The sequence below is a fragment of the Limnobacter humi genome (genome assembly GCF_024518835.1).
GTDB lineage: Bacteria > Pseudomonadota > Gammaproteobacteria > Burkholderiales > Burkholderiaceae_B > Limnobacter > Limnobacter humi.
The window spans coordinates 682,736-708,510 of record NZ_JANIGO010000002.1 but is presented as its reverse complement, the minus strand read 5'-3'; the positions used below and the strand labels follow the sequence as shown (position 1 = coordinate 708,510).

The following is a 25,775-nucleotide window of genomic DNA, read 5'->3' as shown; positions in this document are numbered from 1 at the left end:
ACTTGAGCGTTACTTTAAACCCAGGCAACCATGCGTGTTATTTCCCAGCCGATTGAGAGCCGGTTCACCCTGCGGGGGTTCACGGGCATCCTGTTGTGTGCGGCATTGACAGCGCTGGCTTGGCTGTTGGCGGTGCCTTTCAAGGCGCAATCGCTCGGCTTGGGCCTGTTGCCGCTGGTGATGGCCTTGGGCGTGTTGTGGGCCAATAGCGGTTTGCCCGCACCAGCGGCGAGCGATCCAGGGCTGCGCTGGTGCAAAACCACCGCATTGCGCACCGGGCTTGCCCTCTTTGGCTTTCAAATCAGTTTGTCGGAAGTGTTGGGGCTGGGTGTGTGGGGCATGGCCTCGGCCGTACTGATGGTGGTGAGCACCTTGGGCACTGCTCAGGTGTTGGGGCGGTGGCTGGGTTTGTCGCCCCGTCAGCGCTTGCTGGTGGGTATGGGCAGTGCCATTTGCGGCGCAGCAGCCATTGCAGCCACCGAGTCGGGCTGGAAAGGGCGCAGTGATGAGACGGCGGCTGCCTTGGCCACTGCCTTGGTGTTTGGCATGGTCAGTATGGTGGCTTTGCCCTGGCTGGCGGTGCATTGGCAGTGGAGCGATGTGCAGGCCGGTGCCTGGTTCGGCTTGTCCATTCACGAAATGGGGCACGTGGTGGCTGCTGCACAGTTTGTGGGCGCGCACAGTGCACCGGTGGCGGTGCTGGACAAAATGATGCGGGTTTTTTTGTTGGCACCGGCCCTGGTTGTGGTGTTGCGCGCTGCACCATTCGAGGGCCAGTCGGCGACCAACACCCGTGTGCCGGTTTTCCTGTGGGGGTTTGTATTGGCTGTGTTGCTGAATTCCATGGCTTGGGTGCCTGCATCGGTCATGGTCTGGTTGAACCCGATCGCGCAATGCGCTTTGGCGTTGGGTTTGGCGGCACTTGGGCTGTCCACTCGCTGGAGCGACTTGAAGTCGGCAGGCTGGAAAGTGTGGGTGCTGGGTGCTGCCCTGTGCGCGCAATTGTGGGTAATCGGTGGGGTGCTGGCGCACCAGTGCAGTGCAACATGATTGGCACGGCATTTGCATGTCATAACCTGTCATAACAAGTATGGTGCAGCGGGGTGGTGATGAAGGATTCAACAGCGTCTTCCCAGGTGGTTCCACTGACGAACTCCGTCGTCAACATGCCCCTGTACACGCAGGTGCGAGAAGCGCTCCGGGAGCAAATTCTGGATGGCACCTACCCGCCCCATTCGCAAATGCCTTCCGAGGCGCAAATGATTCGGCAGTACGGCGTGAGCCGCATCACCGTGCGGCAGGCTTTGGGTGATCTTCAAAAAGAAGGTCTGATTTTCAAGGTGATGGGCAAGGGCAGCTTTGTGTCCAAACCCAAAGCGTTTCAAAGTCTGTCCAAATTACAGGGTTTCAACGAGGCCATGGGCCAGTCGGGTTACGAAACCCATGCCCGGGTGCTGAGCGCCAAAGTGGTCGCCGCCACGGTGCAGGTGGCCAGTCGGCTGCACATCAAGCCGGGTGAACCGGTGTTTGAGCTTCAGCGCTTGCGGTTTCTGAATCGCGAACCACTGTCGCTGGATGTGAGTTATTTCCCCCAAACCTTGGGCGAACGACTGGTTCAGGAAGACTTGGCCGTGCGGGATGTGTTTGCCATTCTGGAAAATGATTTGGGTCACAACCTGACCCATGCCGACCTGCAGATTGAGGCCATCACAGCCGACGAAACGCTGGCACATCAATTGCGAGTGAACGAGGGTAGTGCCTTGCTGCGCATGGAGCGTTTGACCCATGCTGGTGAAGTGCCCCTCGATTTTGAATACCTGTATTTGAGGGGCGATGCATTCCAGTATCGCTTGCGAATCAACCGGTCCTGAGCGAGGTGAAACATGAAACGGATTGATCTGGAATACGACTTGGTGGTGATTGGTGGTGGAACTGGCGGCCCGATGGCCGCTGTGAAAGCCAAGGAGAAAAACCCGAAGCTGAAGGTGTTGTTGATCGACAAAGCGAATGTGAAGCGCAGCGGTGCGATTTCCATGGGCATGGACGGCTTGAACAACGCGGTGATTCCCGGCCACGCCACGGCCGAACAATATGTGAAGGAAATCACGATTGCCAATGATGGCATTGTGGACCAGGAAGGAGTGATGGCGTATGCCGCCAACAGCTTCGACATGATTCAGGAGCTCGACAAGTGGGGCGTGAAGTTCGAAAAGGACGAGACTGGAGATTACTCGGTGCGCAAGGTGCACCACTTGGGCAGCTATGTGTTGCCCATGCCGGAAGGCCACCACATGAAGCGCGTGTTGTATCGCCAGTTGAAACGCACCCGGGTGGAGGTCACCAACCGTGTGGTGGTGACCCGGTTGATCACGGGTACGAACGGCGAAGTAACCGGTGTGATGGGGTTTGATTGCCGCACGGCTGACTTTTATGTGATCCGTTGCAAAGCGGCTGTGGTGTCCACCGGTGCCGCCGGGCGCATTGGTTTACCGGCCTCCGGTTACCTGATGGGCACTTATGAAAACCCCACCAACTGTGGCGATGGCCATGCCATGGCTTACCACGCTGGCGCTGCGCTGGCCAACCTGGAGTGCTTCCAGATCAACCCGCTGATCAAGGACTACAACGGCCCGGCCTGTGCGTATGTGACGGGCCCCTTTGGTGGCTACACCGCCAACGCGGCGGGCGAACGCTTCATTGAGTGCGACTACTGGAGCGGCCAGATGATGCTGGAGTTTTATCGCGAGCTACAAAGTGGCAACGGGCCTGTGTTCCTCAAACTGGACCATTTGGCCGAAGAAACCATTGGTGAAATTGAAACCATTTTGCACACCAACGAGCGGCCCAGCCGTGGGCGGTTCCATGAAGGGCGGGGCAATGATTACCGCAAGGAAATGATTGAAATGCACATTTCCGAAATCGGTTTTTGCAGCGGCCACAGTGCATCGGGTATCTGGATCAACGCCCGTGGTGAAGCATCCATTCCGGGATTGTACGCAGCCGGTGACTGCGCCAGCGTGCCACACAACTACATGTTGGGCGCGTTTGTGTACGGCAAAATTTGCGGCCAAAATGCCGCCGACTACTGCGCCACCATCGACTTTGCACCGGTGGATGAAAGCCAGATACAGGCTGAACACGACCGCATTGAAGCCCCCTTGTTGCGCACCTCGGGCCTGACTCCTTATCAGATTGAATTCAAGACACGCCGCTTGGTGAATGACTACCTGCAGCCGCCCAAGGTGACCCGCAAATACCAGATCGGCCTGCGCCGCTTGCAGGAAGTGCGCGATGACCTGAAAGCCATGGTGGCCACCAACCCGCACGAATTGATGCGGGCGATGGAAGCCACCTCCATTCTGGATTGCGCAGAGATGGCGGCTGTGTCGTCGCTGTATCGAACCGAAAGCCGTTGGGGGCTGTACCACTTCAACGTGGATCACCCGGACCGTGACGATGCCAACTGGTTCTGCCACACCCTGCTGTACAAAAACGCACAAGGTGAAATGTCGATGAAGAAAAAAGACATTGAGCCCTACATCGTGCCCATTGACGAGGCAGAAAGGAACGCCTACCAGCGCTTGCGGGTGGTGGGTGAGGCGGCTTGATAAAAAGCTGGCACACGAACTGATGCTGTACAACCGATTGAACCGATGAGGTGAACCATGACATTGGCAACAACCCTGACCCAGGTACCGGTCAAAGTAGACAACGACAAGTGCATCGCCGAGAAAGGCTGCACCGTGTGCGTGGATGTGTGCCCGCTGGATGTGCTGGCCATCGACCATGTAACAGGCAAGGCTTTCATGAAGTTTGACGAATGCTGGTATTGCCTGCCCTGTGAGACAGACTGCCCCACCAGCGCCATCCATGTTGACATTCCATTTCTGTTGCGCTGAGGCCTGCCATGAGTACTGATCTAATGGACATGCAGGCTCGCCTTGTGAGCCCAGACGCTGCGGTGCGCAGGCTGGCCGTGATTGATTTGCCATATAGCGACGAGGACGACATTGAGCTATTGCTTCAACCCATGCTGAAGGACCCGGATGCTTCGGTGCGCATGGAGGCTGTTAAAGCATTGGAAGGGTTTGAAGACCTGGAGACCGTCACCGCCTTGGCCCAATGCCTGCTGGATGCAGATGCGGAGGTTCGTGAGGCCACATCCACCGTGCTGGCGGAACTGAAAGAATCCGAATCTGCCGCACCCCTGATTCCGTTTTTGACCCATGCGGACCCAGGCGTTCGGGCTGCCGCCTTGAAGGCCGTGCGGGCCTTGCGGGTGGATGAAGCCTATGCGCCTGCACTGGGGCAGCTGAAAGACCCGGATCCTGCTGTGCGCCGTGAAGCTGTGGGCGTACTGGGTTACTTGAAGCGCACCGATGCCATTGGCCATTTGGCTGAAGTGGCAGCGCATGATCCGGATGGGGAGGTGCGGCGAATCGCAGTGGGTGCCTTGGCCTATAGCACCGAGGTAAGCGCAGTGCCGTCACTGGTGCGCGCGCTGGGTGACTCGGTCTGGATGGTGCGCGAAGAAGCGGCTGCCACGCTGGGCAAGCTGCGCATGGTGCAGGCCACCGATGAATTGATTGCCGCGCTGAAGGATGACTACTGGCAGGTGCGGGTGCGCGCGGCGCGGGCTTTGGGTTGGTTCAAGGCCTTGTCGGCACTGCCTGCTTTGGTGGAAGCCCTGACCGACACGGTGAGCAACCTGCGCAAGGAAGCGGCCATCGCATTGGGTGAAATCGGTGACACTCGGGCCATTCCTGCCCTGGAAAAAGCGCTGGACGATGCTGACCCTGATGTACGCAAGCTGGCGCGCCTGGCACTGACCAATATCACCCTTCAACACAACTCGGGAGAACGGCCATGACTTTCGTTGTGACAGAAGCCTGCATCCGCTGCAAATACACCGATTGCGTGTCGGTGTGCCCGGTGGATTGTTTTCATGAAGGGCCCAATTTTTTGGTCATCGACCCCGCTGGTTGCATTGACTGCGGCGTGTGCGTGCCCGAGTGCCCGGCCAGTGCCATTTATGAAGAAGCGGATTTGCCGGTAGACCAGCAAGCGTTTGTGGCCATCAACGCCCGACTGGCACAGCAATGGCCTGTCATCAATGCCGCCAAGGAACCACTGTCCGACGCTGAGCAATGGGCCGATGTGAAAGGAAAACTGCAGTACCTGGAAGAGGAGTGTCCACAAACCCAAGCCTGAATTGACCGTGCACATTCTTCCATTCATTCAACTGTCATCCACCACACAACGCAGTGTTCAACAACAAACGCAACACAAGGATAGTTGACATGAAACCAGGAACAGACACACGCAACGCCGCCCTGCGCGGTCTCATCAACGTCACTTCAGCCATGGTGCTGGCGTGCGCCATTCCGCTGACCGCTTGGGCCGATGTGGTCACCGTGGGTATTGGTACACAAAACACCACCACCAACACCGTCACCGGTGGTGTGGTAATCAAGGAATTGGGCCTGCTCGACAAAGAACTGGCCAAAATCCCGAAATACAAAAACACCCAGTTCAAGATCGAATGGCAGAACTTTACATCCGGGCCACCCGTGACCAATGGCATGGTGGCCAACACCTTGCAGATCGGCATGATGGGCGATTACCCCTTGCTCGTGAATGGCGCTACCTTCCAGGCCAGCAACGAAACCCGCAGCCGCTTGATTGCCATCATTGCCTACAATGCCGATGGGGCTGGCAATGGGATTGTGGTTCACAAAGACTCACCGTATTACGACCTGATGGATCTCAAGGGCAAAAAGGTGTCTGTGCCATTTGGGTCTGCAGCCCACGGCATGTTGCTCAAAGCGATGGAAGACCGTGGCTTGAAGCCCGAGGATTTTGAGCTGTCGAGCCAAAGCCCGGAGGTGGGTACATCCAGCTTGCAGGAAAAGCGCATTGATGGCCATGCAGACTTTGTGCCCTTTGCCGAGTTGCTGCCGTATCGCGGTTTTGCCCGCAAAATTTTTGACGGCGCTGAAACCCGAGTGCCGACGTTCCATGGCGTGGTGGTGCGTGAAGACTTTGCCAAAAAATACCCCGAGTTTGTGGTGGCCTATTTAAAGGCCTTGATGGAGGCCAACAATTGGGTGCGAAAAAACCCGGTACAGGCGGCTGAAAAAATCGAGCAATGGACCCGGGTTGAAAAGGAAGTGGTCTACATGTTCCTGGGCCCCGGTGGCATCCACACGCTGGACCCCACCATCAAGCCCCGCTGGGTTCAAACCGTGAAGTATGACCATGGTGTATTGAAGCGGATGGGCCGTGTGAAGGACTTTGATGCAGACGCGTGGGTGGATGAAAGTTACCTCAAGCAGGCCTTTGCGGACTTGAAGCTGGATTACGACAAGCAGAAGCTGAGCCAAAGCAATTACGAAATCAGTGGAAAGGACCCCCTGTGTGGCGGCGATATTTTGAATCCCCGACAGGCGGGCGAAGTGTGGATTGAAGGCGGTGCCATCACCGCTTACAAGTCGGCCAATTGCACCTTGGCAGCCATCAAGAAAGCAGAGAGTGCCGGCAAGAAGATTGGTGTGGCTTATGTCTACGATCAAAGCATGCGCATCAAGGTGTTTGCAGACAAGGCTTATTACGCCTTGAAAGTTGGTGGAAAGGGCGGTGCAGATATCACCCCCTTCCTGCTGAAAAAAGATGCCGAAGCCTATGCAGCCAAAGTGGGCGGAAAGGTTGGCTTGTACCCGGACGCCTTGGCACTGGCTGAGAAATAACATTCACCCACCTTGCGGAGAAATCATGATGGCGAGCATTCTTGGAATTCAGACGAAAGCTGCGAAGGAGTATGCCCCGGTGGCTGTGGTTGATGCCACCGGGGCCAATTCGGCAAGCAGTGAAAACACGCCGGCATTGGTGGCCGTGGAAGGGGGCGGCGCAAGCTCAAGCTTCAGCTTGAAAACCAGCACACCCAGTGCCCCTGTGCAAGCGCTGGGGCTGGGTGCCCGCGCGGCCATGGTCATTCGCAAGCAGATGGTGAGCGTGCTGTTGGCAGCCGTATCCATTTCTGCCCTGTTGCTGTTCTGGCACTTGGCCACCCTTTACAAGTGGAACTTCTACATTCGCTTCACCAATGTGCCATCGCCTGAAGCCGTGTTCACCAACTTTGTCAGCATGGCGGGTGACCACCGGTTTCAAACCAACATTGGCATGAGCGTGAAGCGCATTCTGGAAGGCTTTGCGATTGCAACGCTGCTTGGGGTGATGTTGGGCTTGGTGTGCGGTCGTTTCAAAATACTCCGGGGTTTGTTGTTTCCAGCGCTTGAAGTTTTGCGGCCCATTCCCGCCATTGCCTGGGTACCCATCTCGATCATGTTGTGGCCCACCACCGAAACCAGCATTGTGTTCATCACGTTCATTGGTGCGTTCTTTCCCATCTTCATGAACACCATGGCGGGTGTGAAGGGAGTCGACCCGGTGTTGCTGCGTGCTGCACAGGCGTTGGGGGCCAGCGAGTTCACGGTGCTGACCAAGGTGGTGTTGCCAGCGGCATTGCCCAGCGTGTTCACCGGTTTGGCCGTGGGCATGGGTGTGGCCTGGGTGTCGCTGATCGCTGCGGAAATGATTTCCGGCCAGTTCGGCGTGGGCTACTTCACCTGGGAGGCCTATTCCTTGATTGAGTATCCCAACATTGTGTTGGGCATGGTGGTGATCGGGGTACTGGGCCTGTTGTGCAGTGGCGCGATTGTGTGGGTGTCGCGACTGTTGATGCCCTGGGTGAGTCTGGCTGGAAAAGGGAGTGAGCGATGAATGCACGAGATGAATCATTGGCCACAGGCCACATTGACCTGCAGCATATTCAGGTGACCTTCACCCAACAAGGCAGCCAGTTCACGGCGGTATCGGATGTGTCGCTGCATGTTGAACCTGGCGAATTCGTGTCCGTGGTGGGCCCATCCGGGTGTGGAAAGTCCACCTTGCTCAACATTGTGGCGGGTTTTCTCAAGCCCGATTCCGGTGTGGTCACCATGGATGGAAAATCCATTGCCGGGCCATCCGCCGAGCGGGGCGTGGTGTTTCAGCAGTATTCGCTCTTTCCCTGGTTGAAGGTTCGCGAAAACGTGGAGTTTGGTTTGAAGCTTCAGGGGATGTCGCGTCATGAACGTGAAACCAAAGCCCGCACGCTGTTGGGCTTGGCCGGTTTGCTGCCCTTTGAGAACCATTACCCGGACCAGTTGTCGGGTGGCATGAAGCAACGCGTGGGCATTGTTCGGGCACTGGCCACCGGCCCCCGGGTATTGTTGATGGACGAACCGTTTGGTGCGCTGGATTCGCAAACCCGGGTGGTGATGCAGGAAATTCTGACCCACATGTGGCAGCAGTGGAAAATCTCAGTGCTCTTCATTACCCATGACATCGAAGAAGCCATTTTTCTGTCCGATCGGGTGTATGTCATGACTGCCCGACCCGGGCGAATCAAGGCTGAAATACCGGTGGATTTGCCGCGCCCGCGAACCCCGACCATGACGGCCTCGCCCGTGTTCACCGCGTTGCACCGTCAACTCAAGAGCCTGATTCGGGAAGAAAGCCTGGCTGCCATGGGCGGAGAGCTGGATGCCAACAGTTTGTCGGCCAGCTGGCATTTGGGCCAGGAGGGTGTGGAGGCTTTGCGATGAACGGGTTTCACAACCTGCCGCCCACCAAGGTGGTCAATCACCAGCAAGCGGGTTTCCTGAGCTTGAGCTGGGGCGACGGTACACAAAGCGACATACCGCATGCACTGATTCGTCAGGCCTGCCGTTGTTCTGAATGTATCGCGCTACAACGATCGGGCTCACGGCTTGAGCCCGAGCACAGGGTGCGTATACAGCAACTGGATGTGGTGGGTCACTATGCACTCACCTTTACATTTGATGATGGACATCAGCGGGGCATTTACCCTTGGGCCTATCTCCATGAGCTGGCCGAGTGCACAAGCCTTGCATACACCGGAGAAACACCATGAGCAGTTTAGCCAAAGAAACCGTGCTGGAAGTGCACCACTGGAATGAGTCCTTGTTCAGCTTTAAAACATCGCGCAACCCGGGCTTGCGGTTTCGCAACGGGCATTTCGTGATGATTGGTCTGGAACAGGATGGCAAACCGCTGTTGCGGGCCTACAGCATTGCCAGTGCCAATTACGAAGAGCATTTGGAATTTTTGAGCATCAAGGTACCCGATGGGCCTTTAACGTCCAAATTGCAGCATTTAAAGCCCGGTGACCAATTGATTGTGGGCCAAAAGCCAGTGGGCACGCTGGTGATTGACGACCTTAATGACGGTCGAAACCTGTATTTGCTGGCAACGGGCACTGGTTTGGCCCCGTTCATGAGCATCATTCGCGACCCCGACACCTATGAGCGTTTTGACAAAGTGGTGCTGATCCACGGGGTGAGAACAGTCAGTGAATTGGCGTACTCAGACTTTATTCAGCAAGAGTTGCCTCGGCAGGAGTTTATCGGCGAGCTGGTGCAGGAGCGGCTGCTGTACTACCCCACGGTGACCCGGGAGCCCTACAGAAACCGTGGCCGCCTGACCGACCTCATCGTGAGTGGCAAGCTGTTTGACGACCTGAAGCTGGATGGCTTGGACGCAGCGAAAGACCGCGCCATGATCTGTGGCAGTCCGAGCATGCTGACCGACAGTTGCCGCATTCTGGATGAGCGTGGGTTCAAGATCAGCCCCCGGCAAGGCGAGCGGGGCGATTATGTGATTGAGCGGGCTTTTGTGGAAAAATGAGGTGGAAAAATGAGTTTGAGAAATAAGGCCGATCAAGGGGCTGACAGGAAGGTGCGCAGGCTGGGTATGTCACTGGAGACCACTTCATCAACCCGCCACTGCCCATCTTCCTGAATAAAGTGTAGAAGAATCGGCGTGGTGGGTGATTGGTCTTGCCACGCAATTTGAAGCGTCAACCACTGAGAAGGTTTACCGTCTGCATCTGCAATGGTCACGCTTTGAATGGCACCGGTGTCCTGGCAGTTGCACAGCGGTTCAAAGTCCAGTCGTCCGACTTCGCCTGGGCCCGCCGACGTTTGATCTTTTTTGATCAGCACGCGAAGGGCTTTGGAATAGACGACGTCTGTACGGTTGATGCTGGAATCCGCTGATTGGGCTGACAAATACGTATCTACCAGCGCCTGCGCCTGTTCCTGGGGTGTTGAAGGCGAGCAAGCCCCCAACCCCAACATTGCGTAAAGCGCCCAGCGCGGATGGCTGGGCTTGAACGGTGCCACCAAGCTTATTTGCCCAAATAGCTGCAGCAGTAGTCGGTGGGGGTTTTCACCTTCAACTGGAACTTGGCATCGGCTGGCACTTCAAAGGACTGGCCGCCCTGAATGGCTTGCCAGCCTGTACCGGGCAGGCACACGTCCAGTTCGCCGGCCAGAATTTCCATGATTTCTTTTTCAGACGTACCGAACTCGTACTCACCGGGCAGCATCAGGCCCAGGGTTTTTTTGCTGCCATCGGCAAACAGCACGGTGCGGCTGCTCACTTTGCCGTCAAAGTAGATGTTGGCGGCTTTGACCACGGTCACGTTTTCAAATTGGCTCATGTTGCAATCCTGTGTGTGCATTTAGAATGGCGAAATGATGCCTGAAAATTCAGGCCACAACACACAGACCTGAACAATTCAGGCGGGAGCTTTCGCACCATGGGCTTAGTCCGGCAAATTCAATCGGTCGTGCACGCAGACTGGGGCTTGCTGCGTCGCTATCCCCGTCTTCGGTTGTCCGCGTTTGGGGTGTGCTTCATCCCCGCCCTGTACGCCACCATCTACATTTCCAGCATGTGGGACCCCGAGTCCAAAGCGCCGCAGTTGCCAGTGCTGATTGTGAATCATGATGCAGGCACAGCCTACAAAGGCGAGGCCATCCATGTGGGCCAATCGCTGACCGACAAACTGCAGGCCGACCGTAAATTGGGTTTCGTCCTTCAACCCGATGAGCAAAAGGCACGTGCCATGGTTCGCGACGGTGAGGTGGATTTTGCACTCATCATTCCAGAAAACTTCAGTGCCGAGGCGGTGGGTGCCAGCCGCAGCGGTGCAGGTGAGCTGGTGGTGTTTACTTCTGAAGGCAACAACTACACGGGTGCCAATGTGGCGAAAAAATTTGCGCCCGAGGTGTCGCGACGCCTGAATGAGCTGTTGAATGAACGGCGCTGGACCAAGGTGTCTGAGATTGCCGCCGATTCAGAAATCAAGGTGGCCAAGTTGAAAGAGGGGGTGAGCGCTCTCAATGCCGGTGCAGCCCGCTTGAAAGAAGGTTTGGAAAAAGCTTCTGAGGGTTCCACCCAACTGAATGCGGGTTTGGGCAAAGCGCGGGATGCTGGTGTGAAAATCAGCGCGGGTGCTGGCCAGTTGAGGGATTCAGGCTTGAAGATCACCGAGGGCATGAAGCAATTGGGCGGTGGCATTGCCCAAATGAATGCCAAACTGCCTGCGGATACGGACCTTGCCGCGTTGAAAGATGGCGCCACCCAAGTGGCCGAGGGTAACGCCCAATTGAGCCAAGGCTTGGGCGAGTTGAAGGCCGGCTCGGTTCGGTTAACCGATGGGCTGACCGAACTCAAAACCAAAACCGCCAGCATTCCGTTTTTTGGCACCAAGGTGTCCAACGGCGCAGCGCAACTGGAGGAGGGCTCCATTAAACTGGGCAATGGCTTGAGCAAGGCCAAGGGGGGCAGTGACACCCTGGCCGATGGAAGTGCCCGTGTGCGTGATGGGGTGGTGAAGCTGTCCGATGGCATGGGCCAATTGGCGGGCGGTATTCGCACCATGCACAGCAAAATGCCCGCCGCCAGCGACCTGGACCGCTACGGCGATGGGCTGACCACCCTCGCCGGTGCAACTGGGCAACTGTCGCAAGGCTTGAATCGCCTGGAAGAGGGCTCAGGCAAGCTCGACAATGGCCTGGCTCAATTGGCCGATGGGGCAGGGCAGTTGTCCAACGGCCTGAACCTGCTTGACGAAGCGGTGCCTTCCAAGCTCAACATTCCCAATATCAACCCGGCGGGTTTTTCATCCACCGTGCAAACAAGGGTGGAAGTGGCTGCACCAGTGCAAAACAATGGCAGTGCATTCGGTTCCAACTTCATTCCGCTGTCATTGTGGGTGGGGGCGGTCATGACCTCCTTCCTGTTTCACTACCGCAAGTTGCCCTTGAGTTTGGCCCACCACGGCAACTGGTCCAAGTGCATCGGTAAAATGCTGATTCCGTCTTTCATTGTGGCTGGGCAGGTGGTCATCATGCTGTTGACAGTGGGCCTGCTGCTGGGTATTTCCATTGCACATCCGGTGTTGCTCACCATCACGCTGTTCACCGCATCGATTGTGTTTGTCAGCATTGTGATGGCCTTGGTGCGCTGGCTGGGGGACACCGGCAAGGTCATGGCGGTGCTGTTCCTGATTTTGCAACTCAGTTCATCGGGCGCTATTGTGCCCATTCAATTGAGTGGTGAGCTGTTTCAATTGCTGCACCCTTACCTGCCATTTACCTGGGTGGTGAAGGCCACCAAGGTGGCCCTGTTTGATGCCTTTGACGGACAGTGGTTGTGGATGTACGCCCACATGCTGCTCACGCCCTTGGTGTTGTGGCCGATCGCCACGTACACCGGGCGGTGGGTACACGTACCCGATGAGCAGTATGTACCCGCGCTGGACGTCACATAAGGACGCCAGTCACGCATTCACCTGTACAGTGCGCGAATGTCGTCGCTCTGGATGGGCAAGCCATCCCGGGTTGTAAATTTCCGTGCACTGGCAAAGTGGAAGCTCATGCGTTGAGCCCACTGGGCATCGTCCAGCAAGCGTTGGTCAGCACTGTCATAACCCGGTTCGCCGGGGTTCTTCAGGAAGCGGTCCATCCAGGCCAGCGTGTAGTGCAACATCATGGGCTTTGCCCAACCACCGACACAAGCGTTGTTCTCAATCTTTGGGCACCAGGAGCTGGCCGGCAGGACTGGGCCTGGCGAATAGTCCAGGTGGGTTGTGCCAGCGATCGTGACCTGCATCACCGGAACGTTGGCGGCACTCCATTGTTTGAAGCCGCCCAGATGTTCATCCCGGGCGGGGTTGCGCACGAACGGAACGGGTGTGAAGCCGTACTCGGAGGTAAAGCCCAAAGCTGGCACACGGGCGCTCACTGGTGGTGCGCCTGCCGGGCCAGTCAAAGGGTTTTGTACAGGCAGGGCCGATGCACCACCGGTGGGTGCCAGGCTGGTGAGCGTGGCCGAATTGGGCGCAGTGCGTGAGCCCAGTGCATCCCAAGCCACCACGGCCTTCACGGGGTTCAACCGGGTCAACAAACCAGGCCAGGGCAGCGAGTCGGCTGCGCCATAACTTTGCACCCAGGTCACGCCACCGGCCCCATAGGAGTGCCCTGCGATGCCAATACGGTCTTCATCCACGTTGGCATTGAAAGGATTGAACGACGCTGTTTTGGTGGGGTAGGTGCCTTTGCAGGTGGCCTCATGGGGATAAGGTTTGCCGGGGCTGGACAACAAGAAGTCGATGTCATTCACCAGGCCCTGGAAAAACACGGCACCATTGAAGTTGCCGCCTTGTTCACCAGTGGGGGTGGATGCATCCGACAGGCCTTGTCCGCGTGGATCGTTCGTCAGCACCACATAACCGGCCCGCACAAAGGCCTGCACCGCCCACCAATAAAGTTGTTCGCTGGCCTGCACAGAACCGTTCTTCACCACAATGGCAGGCAATCGCTTCCCGCCTGAGTTGCGGGGCCGCCAAACGTGGCCTGAAATGCGTGCACAGCCTTGGTCGTAATACACCACTGGGAGAACTTCAGCTTCCTGCTCGTAGAAAGTTTTGCCGTCGGGTCCATCGACATTGGGGTAACGGAATGGGTCTCCCACGCAGGGGCCAAAGCCAGCTGCACACAGGGGCGTTACCCCGGTATTGCCAAACGCCGGTGGCAATATCCAGCTGGGGTCGCTCATGGAACGCTGCAGCAGGTTTTGAAGGTTGGCCTGGTTTTGGGTTTGAAGCTGTTGCAAAAAAGCCGGGTTCAGTTGTTCCCGGTTGGCCTCGAGCGTGTGGGCCACGTTGGTGGCTTCGCACTGGGCAAACAGGGTGGAAGGGTAGGCCGCATCATCGCAGCTCAAATCCAGCTTCAGGTTCTGGTTGGCTGGGTTGACCTGGCTTCCGTTGGCAGCGCTGTTTGCAGGGGTGGTGCGCGTCGCTGAGGGGCTTTGTGAATCTCCACCGCAGCCAGCCAGTGTCAATAAGGCCGCAAGTAATACAACGGTTGATGCAATCTGGATATTTAAATGCGGGCGAAAGGTCGGCATGGTGTGCTGCAAACAAAGGTGACCTAGTGTTACTTTGCACATGCCAAAAAAGATTCATAAACAACCCGACCCACAAGGTCGGGTTTTTCGGCATGTTTATCGAATGCGTTTGATTGAACGTCCAATCAGAAAATGCATCGATTGAACGTTCATGGTTTTCATAAAGCCCGTTTTTTGTTCCATCTGTTGGAAAGCTTGCGCTTTGAACGTCAGCACTGGCTGTTCCAACTCGTTGTCACTGATGGTCCCGTAGGGCCCTAGGCAATCGTCTTGTTCAGAACCGTCGGTATCCGTGTTGGAAACGCTAAACGGTAATGTACCGATTATTTTTACCTTGCCTTGTTTTATTCCGACAATGAGTGTGCCATAGCAGCTGGCCTCATCTCGATGGTCAATAACCAGAATTTCATTCCAATGGCTTTTGCTCTGTGGTGCTCTTACAAAGCCGCGAATCGCGCCAGATTCCGCATCCCCCAAGTTTTGAATATTGTGAACAAGATTTTGGTTTGTCGGGATTTCGCTGGTATAAATTGCCAAGGAATCATAGGGCGATTTCCTGCAGAGCCCAACTTTCAGAGGGCTGCTCACACTGCTGTAAACAGATGAACAGTTCAATCCGTCCAAATTAAATGTGGAAACAGTTTCGGGGTTTGTGTCTTGCCAGGTTGCTGAAAAGCCAGGGGTCGAGCCTCCAAAAATGGTTAAACCAAAGCAAATGTTCAGCAGAGCGAATTGGCGGTAATGTGGTCTCACCCTGCAACTCCGATATTGAGTGGACAGAAGCCGAACGCCTGGATCGGGTCGATTCGATCTTGCAAGCCCAAGCGTGGATGTGCTGTTTCCCGTATTTCAAAGTGTAGATGTTGATCCTGTAGTGCTTGGCTTTTTGCGTTCCCTGTATCGCCTGTGACACCCAGTAATTGATTCGAAGCGATCACATCACCTGTTTTCACGTAAACCTGACTGAGGTGCGCATAGAAAGCATAGAGCGTTTGACCTGCATAAGAAAAACTGTGACAGAGCTGAAGGCCATAATCCCCCCTTTGCACAACAAATTCCACCTTTCCTGCTGCGATCGCGAAAAAGGGCGTTCCTATTCTGGCCTCGAAATCCCATCCTTGATGAGGACGCATCTGCCCTGTGGCGGTTTTCCTCACCATGCCGAACGTATTGTTGATTTTTCCACGTCGGATTTTGTTTAGGGACAAGGGCCAAAATAGACTCTTGAAATCCACTGCCATAAAATCTCCTTGAAAAGATTCGTGACATTAACATTGACGGAATCCGGGTGAGAAATTTTGAACCGCCCCTACGCCAAATCTGGTTAATATTGACACGCGATGTTATTTTTGCCTCTCGCTGACAACCCCATACTCAGCAGTCCAATATGCCGATACCTCCGTACCAAGACATCTTTGTCCCGTTGCTGAACAAAGCCGCTGACGGCGAGATTCACACCATTTCCGAATTACTTGACCCGCTTGCGGACCACTTTCAATTGACGCCAGAGGAAAGGGAGGAGCTTCTTCCAAGCGGAAAGCAGGCGATTTTTCACAACCGCTTGGCATGGGCCAAGACATACCTCGCAAAAGCCCTGGTGATTGAGTCCGTTGGTCGTGGAAAATTTCGAATTACAGAAAGGGGCAAAGCCCTGCACGCTCGGGGACTCAAGCAAATCACATCGCAAGTCCTGCGGGAGTACGAGGAATTCAGAGAGTTTTCTGGCGGTGGAGATGCGCGCGACCAGGCGCCAAACGACACTCAAGTAGAAAAAGGGGTGCAAACGCCTGAAGAGATTTTGGCCAAGGCATACCAGAATATGAGAGCGCAGCTTGCTGGTTTGCTCATCCAAAATGTGATGAGCTGTTCACCTTCATTTTTTGAAAACCTGGTGTTGGACTTGCTGTTGGCGATGGGGTACGGTGGTTCAAGGCGGGAGGCAGCTACCGCTGTTGGGCGTTCCTCTGACGGTGGTATTGATGGAATCATCAATGAAGACCGACTTGGTTTGGATGCTGTTTACATCCAAGCAAAACGATGGCAAGGCAGTGTGGGTAGTCCTGTGGTCAGAGATTTTGTTGGTAGCCTGGTTGGTCACTCCGCAAACAAAGGGGTACTCATCACAACATCTCACTTCACCTCTGAAGCAAAACAGTTTGCAGCCAAGGTGCCGCAGAAAGTGGTATTGATTGACGGCCCGAAACTTGCGGAGCTGATGATTGATTTTGGTGTTGGTGTGCAGGTAGAAGAAACCTACATTCATAAGCGCATTGATGAAGGCTACTTCGATGGTGAATAGTGGCGTGCGTCACTCAACCACAGCCCTCAGGTGTATGTTTTGAAAGTGCTTACCTGGAATTGCAACGGCGCCTTCCGGAAAAAGTTTGATGCTTTGGCTGCATTCGATGTGGATTTACTTGTCGTACAAGAATGCGAAGACCCTGCTCGTGCAACCGACAGGAACTACAACGAGTTCTCCCAAAACTATCTTTGGTCTGGCCCAACCAAAAACAAAGGGCTTGGGGTTTTTGCAAAGCCCAATATCAAAATCGAACAAGTTCACATGGATTTGGACCCATTGGAGTTATTTCTCCCGGTAAGAGTGAACGGAGAATGGCCACTGCTTGCGGTTTGGACTCGGCATGCAAACTCTCCAAACTTCAGGTACATCGGTCAATTGTGGAAACTGCTTCAACGCGACAAATCCTTTCTGAACCACCCAGGTGCTGGACTGATTGGAGACTTGAACAGCAACAAACGCTGGGATGAATGGGACAGGTGGTGGAATCACTCGGATGTGGTTAGGGAGCTGAGTGACCTAGGGTTGGAAAGTGCATATCACAGACACTTCCAAGAAGAGCAAGGGGCTGAGAGCCGTCCCACGCTTTACCTCCAACGCAACCTAGCCAAGGCTTATCACATAGACTATGGATTCTTCGGACCGGAATGGTTCGTTAGGAAAGTCGAAGTTGGAGAGGCGCACGAGTGGTTAGAAATCAGTGACCACATGCCCGTGGTGTTTGAGCTGGAACGAAATGCCCATTTCAATAAAAAAACCCGGCCTTGTGGGCCGGGTTTTTCGTGTCACGACAAGCGCCCGGTGGGGCGCCCACCAACTAAGCGTTAAGCAGCGGCTTTGACCTTCAGGCGCCAGGCGTGCAGCAGGGGTTCGGTGTAGCCAGCCGGCTGCTCCAAGCCCTTGAACACCAGGTCACATGCAGCTTTAAAGGCAGCGCTGTTGTCAAAATTGCCGGCCATGGGCTTGTACAGTGGGTCTCCGGCGTTTTGCTGGTCTACCACGGCGGCCATGCGCTTCATGGTTTCCATCACTTGGGCCTCAGAAACGATCCCATGGTGAATCCAGTTGGCAATGTGCTGGCTGGAAATGCGCAGTGTGGCGCGGTCTTCCATCAGGCCCACGTTGTTGATGTCGGGCACCTTGGAGCAACCCACACCCTGGTCCACCCAGCGAACCACATAACCCAAAATACCCTGGGCATTGTTGTCCAGCTCTTGCTGCTTTTCAGCCGCGGACCAGTTGGTGTTGGTGGCCACGGGCACCTGCAACAGGTTGGCCAGAATGCCTGGGCGCTCTGCGTCGGCATCGATTTTTTCCAATTCGGCCTGAACGGCTGCAACGCTCACTTGGTGATAGTGCAGGGCGTGCAAGGTGGCCGCTGTTGGGCTGGGCACCCAGGCGGTGTTTGCACCGGCCTTGGGGTGACCAATCTTCTGCTCCAGCATGGCTTTCATCAGGTCTGGCATGGCCCACATGCCCTTGCCGATTTGCGCTCGGCCTTTCAGGCCACAGCTCAAACCCACCAGCACATTGTTCTTTTCGTAAGCCGCAATCCAAGCGGAGCTCTTCATGTCAGCTTTGCGGATCATGGCACCGGCCTGCATGGCGGTGTGCATTTCGTCGCCAGTGCGGTCCAGGAAACCGGTGTTGATGAATGCCACACGGCTTGCAGCCGCAGCGATACAAGCCTTCAGGTTGACGGAGGTGCGGCGTTCTTCGTCCATGATGCCCAGCTTGACGGTGCTGTCGGCCAGGCCCAGCAGTTTTTCAACATGGCTGAATAGTTCAGCAGCAAAACCCACTTCCTTGGGGCCGTGCATTTTGGGCTTCACAATGTAAACCGAACCTTTGCGGCTGTTGCGGATGCCATTGGCACCGTTGCCTTTCAAATCGTGCAGGGCGATGGTGGTGGTGATCACCGCGTCCATGATGCCCTCGGGGATTTCCTTGTCGCCATCGTACAAAATAGCGGGGTTGGTCATCAGGTGGCCCACGTTGCGCAGGAACAGCAGCGAGCGACCATGCATGGTCACAGGCTCACCGTTTGCACCGGTGTACTTGCGGTCACCATTCAGGCCACGGGTGAACGTTTTTCCACCTTTGCTGACCGATTCAGTGAGCGTACCCTTCAGAATGCCCAGCCAGTTGCTGTACGCCACCACTTTGTCGTCGGCGTCCACTGCGGCAACCGAGTCTTCCAAATCTAGAATGGTGGACAGCGCAGCTTCCATCACCACATCGGCCACACCAGCGGCGTCGGATGCACCAATGGGGGTGTTGCGGTTGATGATGATGTCGGAGTGGATGCCATTGTTTTTCAACAGCACTGACGACGGGGTGGCTGCATCGCCCTGATAACCCACGAATTGGGCCGGATTGGCCAGGGTTGCCACGCCGCCGTTTTTCTGGGCTACTTTCAGTGCGCCGCCTTCAACGGTATAACCGGCTGCATCTTTGTGGCTACCGCCCTGCAGCGGGAAGGATTGGTCCAGGAAGTTGCGGGCGAACTCAATCACCTTCGCGCCTCGCACGGGGTTGTAACCACCCGCGCGATCTGCACCGCCTTCTTCGGAAATCACATCGGTGCCATACAGTGCGTCGTACAGGCTGCCCCAACGCGCGTTGGCGGCGTTCAGTGCATAACGGGCATTCAGAATGGGCACCACCAGTTGGGGGCCAGCCTGGGTGGCCAGTTCGTCGTCCACGTTGGTGGTGGTGGCTTTCACGTTGGCGGGTTGCTCAACCAGGTAGCCGATTTTCTTGAGGAATTCCTGGTAAGCGGCCATGTCACCGATGGGGCCGGGATTGGCTTTGTGCCAGGCATCCATCTCGAGCTGGATACGATCGCGTTCGGCCAACAGGGCAATGTTCTTGGGGGCGAGTTCTTTGACGATGGCGTCAAAACCAGACCAAAATTGGGCAGCCTCAATGCCTGTACCGGGCAACACTTGCTCGTTCACAAAGTTGTACAGGTTGGTGGCCACTTTCAGGCCATGAACGGTGGTGCGTTCTGTCATGTCTAGAACCTCAGCAATGGATCGAATAGGGCGCACCCGGTAAAGCCCAGGGCTAAGCGCCGAAACCGAGTATTGTAAAGGAAACTAAGGGGTCACTCGAATGGGGGCTAACCAGAACAGCCCCCGAGTGAAGACCCCGGGTACTTAAGCCATGGCCAAGCGGGGGCTGGGAACCTCGGCAACCAGGGCCTGAAGGCGCTTGCGCTGGGCTTTCATCTGGCGTTCCAAAGCCTTGAATCGGGCTTTGTAGGTTTTCATCGTGTCGCCATTCTTGAACGAGTTTTTGGTGTCTTCATACCAGGCTTCTTTCAGTTTCGCCCAATCCTGCAGGGCTTTGCTGAAATGGTCATATTCCAGGCTGAGGCGCTCTTTGAAGGCTTCCAGCTGGACTTGAACCGTGGAAGGCTGGGCGTCGAGCTTTTCCTGGGCCCGCTTGAACTGCATGCTGGCACGGGCTTTTTCAATGGCAAACTTGGGGCAACGCTTCAGGTTTTTCGTCAAACCCACCCAGGACAAGCTGGCGATCAGCCACTTTGTGGCGTCCAGTTGGTACCAACGCACGCCATTGCGGTAGTCGTACTGAAACAGATGGTGGTAATTGTGATACCCCTCGCCGTAGGTGAAGATGGCCAACAGGTCATTGTCGCGGGCGGTATTGTCGTCGGTGTACGGACGACGACCCCAAATGTGCGCCAGCGAGTTGATGAAGAATGTGGTTTGGTGGGACCACACCAGGCGCAGCAAGCCGCTCAGCAGCAACACGCCCCACACATCGCCTGCCAGAAAACCGATCAACAGCGGAATGCCCAGATTGGTGCCCCAAGCCAGCGCGTAGTAGTGCTTGTGCTGGAACATCACCAGTGGGTCTTTCAGCAGGTCCGGTGCATTGCTGAAGTTGTCCGCGCCCGATTCATATCGCTTCAACATCCAGCCCATGTGTGAAAACCAGAAGCCCCGCTTGGCTGAATACGGATCATGCTCAGGGTCGTCCACATGGCGGTGGTGAGTGCGGTGGCCCGATGCCCAAATCAAAATGCTGTTTTGCAATGTCATGCTGCCGAACACCATGAACACCAGGCGAACCAGCCAGTGGGCTTCATAGGTGCGGTGTGCCCACAGGCGGTGGTAACCACCCGTGATGGACATGCCATTCAGAATCGCCAACACCACGAAGCTCACCCAAGCGGTTGTGGAGAAGTCGTGAAACCAGGCGTATGCAGGAATGACGGTGAGGGCGGCAATGGCTGTACCAAACAGCACAATGATGGCAGCCCAGTTCTTGGGGCTGTTGGGGTCAACGCGTGTGGTCATGGAGATGTTCGTCATGAATGTTGAAAGATCAGACCGAATCATACGGATTTCCCGTGACATTCATCGGACAAACACCTCAAATAATTGGCCTCAATTGCCAGAAACCAACATTTGAATCCAAAAAGGGCAATGGGTGGCTCACCGACAGACCCGTCTACGCATTGGAAATTTGGGTTAACATTCTCGTGTTATTTACATAGTGACCATATGTCGAGTCATCCAATTTATCTGGGCTACTACAACAGCCCATGGCCAGCAGAGGACGCCGGCCCCACACGCCTGCAGAACTGGGCTGGATTTGGCTGGCTTCCAAATACCCGGTTAAACCTGACCCATCGTCGCTCCCAACTCTCAACCATGGTGGTGTTGGGTGACCCGGGCGAGGTTTTTCTGTTGACGCACACGGCCCTGCGGGCCAAGTTTGGGATGCCCACCACTGCCCGGGTGGAGCAGATTGACCCGTTGACACTGAAGACCATCCGTCAATCTCCGCGCTTGCCCGGTGGCCCCATGTGGCCGGGTGGTCTGGCTGTGTTGGCCACTGGAAACATTCTGGTGGTCTACGGTCGCCATGCGCACTTGCTCAACCGCCAGTTGCAAGTGATTGCCCATCGCGAGTTGATGCTCAACGAGCCGCACAATTCCTTCGTGGTGCTGGACAACGGCTGGATTGTGACCAAAAACCTGTCGCAAACCACGAATGCCTGTCTTCAGGTGTTGCATCCGGACAATTTGGCACCAGTGTGTCCACCCATCCAGTGTCTCGAGCCTTCCATTGCGCGGCTTGGTGCCACTGGCAACACCGTGTATGTGGTGGGTATGCAGCACCTGTACCGCTACATTCTCAATCAAGAGGCTCAGGGTTTGAGCCTGGACAAGGACTGGATTCCAGACTACATGGGCAATTCCCGAAACAGCTTTGGATGGGACATGGTGCTGGACGGCCATTCGGCGTGGTTAATGGACAATGGCCACCACCGCTACCTGTACACGATGGTGGGGGCCGGTGTGTCACCCACGGCCAATCGGTTGGTGCGGGTGTCGTTGAATGACCCCCAGCAGGTGTGGCGCAGTGAAGTGTCCGGTTTGATCGGGGGCAGCGTCACCAATCCGCCGCTGGTGAGCCCGCTTCACCGAGTGGTGTTGGCCTACGACTCGGCCAACAAAGTATTAAAAGCCTGGCGCTTCCATGTGGATACACAGACTGAACCGTCGCTGTTGTGGAGCAAAAGCGGCTTTGCTTGCGCCAGCCACATGGTGCTCATGGACCGGTCGGGCGTGGTGTGGATCAATGATTACCAATGGTTCACTGAGTCTGTTGTGGCGCTCGATCTACAGAGTGGTCAGGAGTTGGCGCGCATCAAAACGCCTGGCCACATGCAAGGCGTTGTTTTTCCATGTCCCGGTTGGAATCGGGATATTTATTGGGTTTCCATGGACCAGGTGTGTCGGGTTGCCTTGGGATAGCCGTAACCAAAACCCGGCAAAAAGAACCCGGTGAGCCCGCGCCAATCGGCAGTGCTCACCGGGCCAGGGTGGTCAAATGCTGGGGTGCAACAAGTGATTCAAGTCCAGTGCGCCGCCCAAGGGCGAACCGGCTGACGCCGAAGATGCGATCGAGGTCAACTGGCCCACCACAGGCAGAGGCGACATGGCCGAGGTGGCCTCTGCACCACCGGCACCCGTCAACACGCCGGTAAGCGATGACACCACATCACCCAACACGGGAATGCCATTGAGCGCGCCCCCGCCCAGCAGTCCAGACAATCCATCCAGTCCGCCCGTATGGGCCAGCGTATCGGTGCTGATCAATTCAGGCGTTGCCACACCTGAGGTCCCCAACAGGTCGGCAACCAAGTGCGCCAATGGCTCCGCGGGTGTCCCCGCAGCCAAACCATCGATGTTGTCAGCCACGAGATGGAGCCCACCCACCAAGCCACCGCTCAGCTGTTCGACTGGAATCGCATCACCACCATTGAGAACCAGGCTGAGCGCATCGCCCAAAGGTGCCAGTGGTGTGCTGGACACAGCCCCATCCAAACCCATGCCCAATCCTGAGGCGATGCCCGCAAGTCCGCCATCGTTACCGCCTGTGATGATGGCGTGAAGAATGTCGGCTGCATCTCCAATCACGGGTACGCCATCTGTTGAATTGGCAAATTGATCACTCAAATTCAATAGTGTATTGGTGACACCGCCCACGGACAGGCCAATCAGGCTGTCGCTCCCGCCGTTGCCAGCCAGCACGTCGGTCACGGTATCTACCAGGGTTCCCACCACTGGAACCGGCGCGGTGAGTGCATCCAGATGTTCACTCAGATTCTCAACCGTGGCGGTTAAACCGCCCGCAGTATCCGCTGGCGTTATGATCGGGTCGGCCGTTTGTGGACTGTCCACTGGGGTGTTTGACCCACCATTGTCGCTGAGCGCCACAAAAGCCGCAGCCGCGCCTGCAGCGGGAAACAGCAGACCGCCACCAGCGCCGGCCAGCAAGCCTGCACCCACCAGACCGGTCATGCCATCTGCACCTTCATCGCCGGCAATGACGGCGGCTGGATTTTCTCCGGTCATGTCTTGGGTCAGGGCCAAGTCACCCACATTCTCAGGGCTGACGCGTTGTACCACCACGTGGCCATCCTGACCCGACCTGCGTTCCAGATTCAACTGGGCTTCAGCACCGCTGGACACTTCCAGCATGGATGCAATTTGGCCGATAGTCCCTGGAATGCTAACCATGGCGATCGAACTGGGCGTTGATCTCAGCACATCGCCGCTGCGAATTTCCATGCCGCTGGTCAGTTGCATGGGGGGGTGGCCTTCACGAACCAGGGTGACGTTGCCCCGAACGTCCGACGCTTGCGCGATGCTGCTTTGTGTACCGATATTTGTTGTCATTGTTTTTATTCCGTTAGAAACATTACCTATTTTTGGTTAATCATTTGTAGGTAAAACGCTGACATGTTATCGGAGGTAATTACTACAATCAAGTGAGTGTGTAAAATTTTTTAATTCATTGATTGTTGGAGATTTTCAGTGGCTTCAGCCGCTGATGGCAGCTCATGATCGGACGTGCGTGCCCACCAGGTCGCCCATGTTGAGTCGACGCAAGCCGGGTGCCTTTCGGTCTGTGACCAACACCACCAGCAAGGTCACCACGCCACCAGCCACAATCGATGGAACCAGCCCCAGTGCACTGGCTGCCATGCCCGACTCGAATGCACCGAGCTCATTGGAAGAGCCAATAAAAATGCCGTTGATGGCCGAGACGCGACCTCGCATGTCGTCGGGTGTACTCAACTGCAGAATGGTGGATCGCACCACCACGGAGACGCCATCAAAGGCGCCGGACAAGAGCAGACATGCGAAAGCCATGTGCACCGAAGTCGACAAACCAAACCCGATGATGCACACACCAAACCCGGCTACACACCACAGCAGGATGGCACCGGCGTTGCGATCAACGGTGAAGCGTGCCAACGCCACACCCACCACGGTGGAACCGATGGCTGGTGCAGCCCTGAGCAAGCCCAGCATGGTTGGGTCGCCTTGTAGTACCTCGGCAATAAAAGCGGGCAGAATGGACACAGCTCCACCAAACAACACGGCAAACATGTCCAACGACAAAGCCGCCAGAATGATGTTGTGGCCAAAGACAAATTTCAGGCCTTCTCGAATGCTGCTCAACACCGGGGCAGGTGTTGCCTGCGGCAGATCGTAAACGGTTTTCATGAAACAGCAGGCCAGCAGGGACAAAGCCGCCAATGCGGCTGCCAGGCCATAGGCTGCGGTCACGCCTAAACCGGCAATCACCAAGCCACTGGCCGCAGGCCCCAACACGAGGCAGGCCTGGAAGGCGGTGGCGCTGACCGCACTGCCGCGGGCATACAATTCACGGGGCAGAACCGATGCCATCAAGGCTTGGTACAAGGGCCGCACAAACGCCCGACTGAGGCCGCCCACCCCCACAGCGCCATACAGAAACGCCACCGTCCAACTGTGCGGCGTGTGGGTGAATAAGGCAATGCCTGCCGCCAGCAGGGTGTGGATGACCGCAGCCAGCAAGGTCAGTTTTTGGCGGGAATAGGTGTCCACATAGTGACCAGCCAGCAACGCTGTGGCGAAGTAGGGCACCACTTCCGCCAAGCCCACCCAGCCCAGGCTCAACACATTGTTGGTTAAGCTGAATACATGCCAACCCACGGCAACCGTCACGATTTGATAACTCAGGGTGATCCCGATTCGAAAGGCCATCAGGGCGAGGAAAGGCCAGTCGGCCAGCGGCGATCGATGGGAAACAGTCATGCTGGCTTCTCTTCAAATGCGGTGGTTCGGTTGATTACCGGGTGATCCAGGTTTGCCAGAAGAGGCCCACCCAGGCCGACACCACCAACGCCGTGGATATTCCGCCCAAGGCTGCGCTCAGGCGCTGCAGGGGCGGCCCGGCAAATACGAACGCATTCACGCCAAAGGCGCGAAACAGGTAAGACAAGGGGTTGACCCAGGCACCAAACACAAAAGCCCACACCACCCAGTGCGGTACCTGTGGCAGTTTGAATACCTGGATGTACAGGGTGATTAGCCCCAGCATCAGGGCCAGCATGATCCAGTCCAAGTGGGCTGCGCCGATTTGCCGCAGATTCACTTTGACCGACCCGGGTTTGTCGTGCAGGCGCTGAAGAATGCCCAGCATGGCAAAACCCAACAAGCATGAAAAGGTAATGGCCAGACCTGCGCTGAGCACCAAGATCTGGCTGGCGTGTTCTGCATTCATTGATGATGTCCCGCGGCTGCAATCGCCCGATTATAGGGCGATTGCAAAGCAGGAACTG

25 protein-coding genes are annotated in these 25,775 nt (G+C 56.1%); 15 read left to right on the top strand and 10 right to left on the bottom strand.

Features of this window, described 5'->3' with window-relative positions:
- Nucleotides 1-30 precede the first annotated feature (30 nt).
- The 11 genes from NQT62_RS08290 to NQT62_RS08240 all read left to right on the top strand — a co-directional run bounded on the left by NQT62_RS08290 (nt 31) and on the right by NQT62_RS08240 (nt 9,747).
- Nucleotides 31-1,050 (top strand): YeiH family protein, encoded by a 1,020-nt coding sequence (locus NQT62_RS08290; RefSeq protein ID WP_256764203.1) that lies wholly within the window; start codon nt 31-33, stop codon nt 1,048-1,050.
- Between the two features lie 59 nt (nt 1,051-1,109).
- A complete protein-coding gene (locus NQT62_RS08285) occupies nt 1,110-1,871 on the top strand; it encodes a GntR family transcriptional regulator (protein WP_256764202.1) in 762 nt (253 codons plus the stop codon).
- Between the two features lie 12 nt (nt 1,872-1,883).
- Entirely contained in the window at nt 1,884-3,608 is a 1,725-nt protein-coding gene (locus NQT62_RS08280) for a fumarate reductase/succinate dehydrogenase flavoprotein subunit (protein ID WP_256764201.1), read from the top strand.
- A gap of 57 nt (nt 3,609-3,665) precedes the next feature.
- On the top strand, nt 3,666-3,899 hold the full coding sequence (locus tag NQT62_RS08275; RefSeq protein ID WP_256764200.1) for a 4Fe-4S dicluster domain-containing protein: 234 nt from the start codon (nt 3,666-3,668) through the stop codon (nt 3,897-3,899).
- A gap of 8 nt (nt 3,900-3,907) precedes the next feature.
- A complete protein-coding gene (locus NQT62_RS08270) occupies nt 3,908-4,870 on the top strand; it encodes a HEAT repeat domain-containing protein (protein ID WP_256764198.1) in 963 nt (320 codons plus the stop codon).
- On the top strand, nt 4,867-5,211 hold the full coding sequence (fdxA, locus tag NQT62_RS08265; protein ID WP_256764197.1) for a ferredoxin FdxA: 345 nt from the start codon (nt 4,867-4,869) through the stop codon (nt 5,209-5,211). The genes NQT62_RS08270 and fdxA overlap by 4 nt, the downstream gene beginning before the upstream one ends.
- Before the next feature lie 89 nt (nt 5,212-5,300).
- Nucleotides 5,301-6,746 carry an ABC transporter substrate-binding protein gene (locus tag NQT62_RS08260; RefSeq protein ID WP_256764196.1) on the top strand — a complete coding sequence of 482 codons (1,446 nt, stop codon included), beginning with the start codon at nt 5,301-5,303 and terminating at the stop codon, nt 6,744-6,746.
- Nucleotides 6,747-6,771: 25 nt separating this feature from the next.
- Nucleotides 6,772-7,779 carry an ABC transporter permease gene (locus tag NQT62_RS08255; RefSeq protein ID WP_256764195.1) on the top strand — a complete coding sequence of 336 codons (1,008 nt, stop codon included), beginning with the start codon at nt 6,772-6,774 and terminating at the stop codon, nt 7,777-7,779.
- Nucleotides 7,776-8,645 (top strand): ABC transporter ATP-binding protein, encoded by an 870-nt coding sequence (locus NQT62_RS08250; RefSeq protein WP_256764194.1) that lies wholly within the window; start codon nt 7,776-7,778, stop codon nt 8,643-8,645. The genes NQT62_RS08255 and NQT62_RS08250 overlap by 4 nt, the downstream gene beginning before the upstream one ends.
- Nucleotides 8,642-8,974 (top strand): gamma-butyrobetaine hydroxylase-like domain-containing protein, encoded by a 333-nt coding sequence (locus NQT62_RS08245; protein WP_256764193.1) that lies wholly within the window; start codon nt 8,642-8,644, stop codon nt 8,972-8,974. The genes NQT62_RS08250 and NQT62_RS08245 overlap by 4 nt, the downstream gene beginning before the upstream one ends.
- The gene (locus NQT62_RS08240; RefSeq protein WP_256764192.1) at nt 8,971-9,747 is read left to right on the top strand and encodes a ferredoxin--NADP reductase; all 777 of its coding nucleotides are present in this window, start codon (nt 8,971-8,973) and stop codon (nt 9,745-9,747) included. The genes NQT62_RS08245 and NQT62_RS08240 overlap by 4 nt, the downstream gene beginning before the upstream one ends.
- A gap of 32 nt (nt 9,748-9,779) precedes the next feature.
- Here the strand turns inward: NQT62_RS08240 and NQT62_RS08235 are convergent, their stop codons facing one another.
- Together NQT62_RS08235 and ppnP are read right to left on the bottom strand one after the other, a co-directional pair.
- Nucleotides 9,780-10,244: a DUF3828 domain-containing protein gene (locus NQT62_RS08235; protein ID WP_256764439.1), complete on the bottom strand. Its 465-nt coding sequence runs from the start codon at nt 10,242-10,244 to the stop codon at nt 9,780-9,782.
- Nucleotides 10,245-10,249: 5 nt separating this feature from the next.
- Entirely contained in the window at nt 10,250-10,564 is a 315-nt protein-coding gene (gene ppnP / locus NQT62_RS08230; protein WP_256764191.1) for a pyrimidine/purine nucleoside phosphorylase, read from the bottom strand.
- Between the two features lie 99 nt (nt 10,565-10,663).
- On the opposite strand from ppnP, the gene NQT62_RS08225 reads away from it, so the two are divergent.
- Entirely contained in the window at nt 10,664-12,682 is a 2,019-nt protein-coding gene (locus NQT62_RS08225) for a YhgE/Pip domain-containing protein (RefSeq protein WP_256764190.1), read from the top strand.
- 17 nt (nt 12,683-12,699) lie between these two features.
- Here the strand turns inward: NQT62_RS08225 and NQT62_RS08220 are convergent, their stop codons facing one another.
- The 3 genes from NQT62_RS08220 to NQT62_RS08210 all read right to left on the bottom strand — a co-directional run bounded on the left by NQT62_RS08220 (nt 12,700) and on the right by NQT62_RS08210 (nt 15,560).
- A complete protein-coding gene (locus tag NQT62_RS08220; protein ID WP_256764189.1) occupies nt 12,700-14,319 on the bottom strand; it encodes an alpha/beta hydrolase family protein in 1,620 nt (539 codons plus the stop codon).
- A 96-nt stretch (nt 14,320-14,415) separates the two neighbouring features.
- Nucleotides 14,416-15,072, bottom strand: coding sequence for a hypothetical protein (locus NQT62_RS08215; protein ID WP_256764188.1), 657 nt, complete (start codon nt 15,070-15,072; stop codon nt 14,416-14,418).
- Nucleotides 15,069-15,560 carry a M23 family metallopeptidase gene (locus NQT62_RS08210; protein WP_256764186.1) on the bottom strand — a complete coding sequence of 164 codons (492 nt, stop codon included), beginning with the start codon at nt 15,558-15,560 and terminating at the stop codon, nt 15,069-15,071. Before NQT62_RS08210 ends, NQT62_RS08215 begins: the two co-directional genes overlap by 4 nt.
- A 146-nt stretch (nt 15,561-15,706) precedes the next feature.
- On the opposite strand from NQT62_RS08210, the gene NQT62_RS08205 reads away from it, so the two are divergent.
- Complete coding sequence (locus NQT62_RS08205; protein WP_256764185.1) at nt 15,707-16,618, top strand: restriction endonuclease; 912 nt, start codon at nt 15,707-15,709, stop codon at nt 16,616-16,618.
- A 45-nt stretch (nt 16,619-16,663) separates the two neighbouring features.
- The gene (locus NQT62_RS08200) at nt 16,664-17,446 is read left to right on the top strand and encodes an endonuclease/exonuclease/phosphatase family protein (RefSeq protein ID WP_256764438.1); all 783 of its coding nucleotides are present in this window, start codon (nt 16,664-16,666) and stop codon (nt 17,444-17,446) included.
- Here the strand turns inward: NQT62_RS08200 and NQT62_RS08195 are convergent.
- Together NQT62_RS08195 and NQT62_RS08190 are read right to left on the bottom strand one after the other, a co-directional pair.
- On the bottom strand, nt 17,443-19,635 hold the full coding sequence (locus NQT62_RS08195) for a malate synthase G (protein WP_256764184.1): 2,193 nt from the start codon (nt 19,633-19,635) through the stop codon (nt 17,443-17,445). The two genes, NQT62_RS08200 and NQT62_RS08195, sit on opposite strands and share 4 nt — an antisense overlap.
- Before the next feature lie 144 nt (nt 19,636-19,779).
- Nucleotides 19,780-20,946, bottom strand: a complete 1,167-nt coding sequence (locus tag NQT62_RS08190) for an acyl-CoA desaturase (protein ID WP_256764182.1) — start codon at nt 20,944-20,946, stop codon at nt 19,780-19,782.
- A gap of 207 nt (nt 20,947-21,153) precedes the next feature.
- On the opposite strand from NQT62_RS08190, the gene NQT62_RS08185 reads away from it, so the two are divergent.
- Entirely contained in the window at nt 21,154-22,413 is a 1,260-nt protein-coding gene (locus tag NQT62_RS08185; RefSeq protein WP_256764181.1) for a hypothetical protein, read from the top strand.
- Nucleotides 22,414-22,485: 72 nt separating this feature from the next.
- On the opposite strand, the gene NQT62_RS08180 is transcribed toward NQT62_RS08185, so the two are convergent.
- From NQT62_RS08180 to NQT62_RS08170, 3 genes are all read right to left on the bottom strand, one after another.
- Nucleotides 22,486-23,841 (bottom strand): hypothetical protein, encoded by a 1,356-nt coding sequence (locus NQT62_RS08180; protein ID WP_256764179.1) that lies wholly within the window; start codon nt 23,839-23,841, stop codon nt 22,486-22,488.
- A gap of 162 nt (nt 23,842-24,003) precedes the next feature.
- Nucleotides 24,004-25,248 carry an MFS transporter gene (locus tag NQT62_RS08175; protein WP_256764177.1) on the bottom strand — a complete coding sequence of 415 codons (1,245 nt, stop codon included), beginning with the start codon at nt 25,246-25,248 and terminating at the stop codon, nt 24,004-24,006.
- A gap of 34 nt (nt 25,249-25,282) precedes the next feature.
- On the bottom strand, nt 25,283-25,717 hold the full coding sequence (locus NQT62_RS08170; RefSeq protein WP_256764176.1) for a styrene oxide isomerase: 435 nt from the start codon (nt 25,715-25,717) through the stop codon (nt 25,283-25,285).
- Between the last annotated feature and the right edge of the window lie 58 nt (nt 25,718-25,775).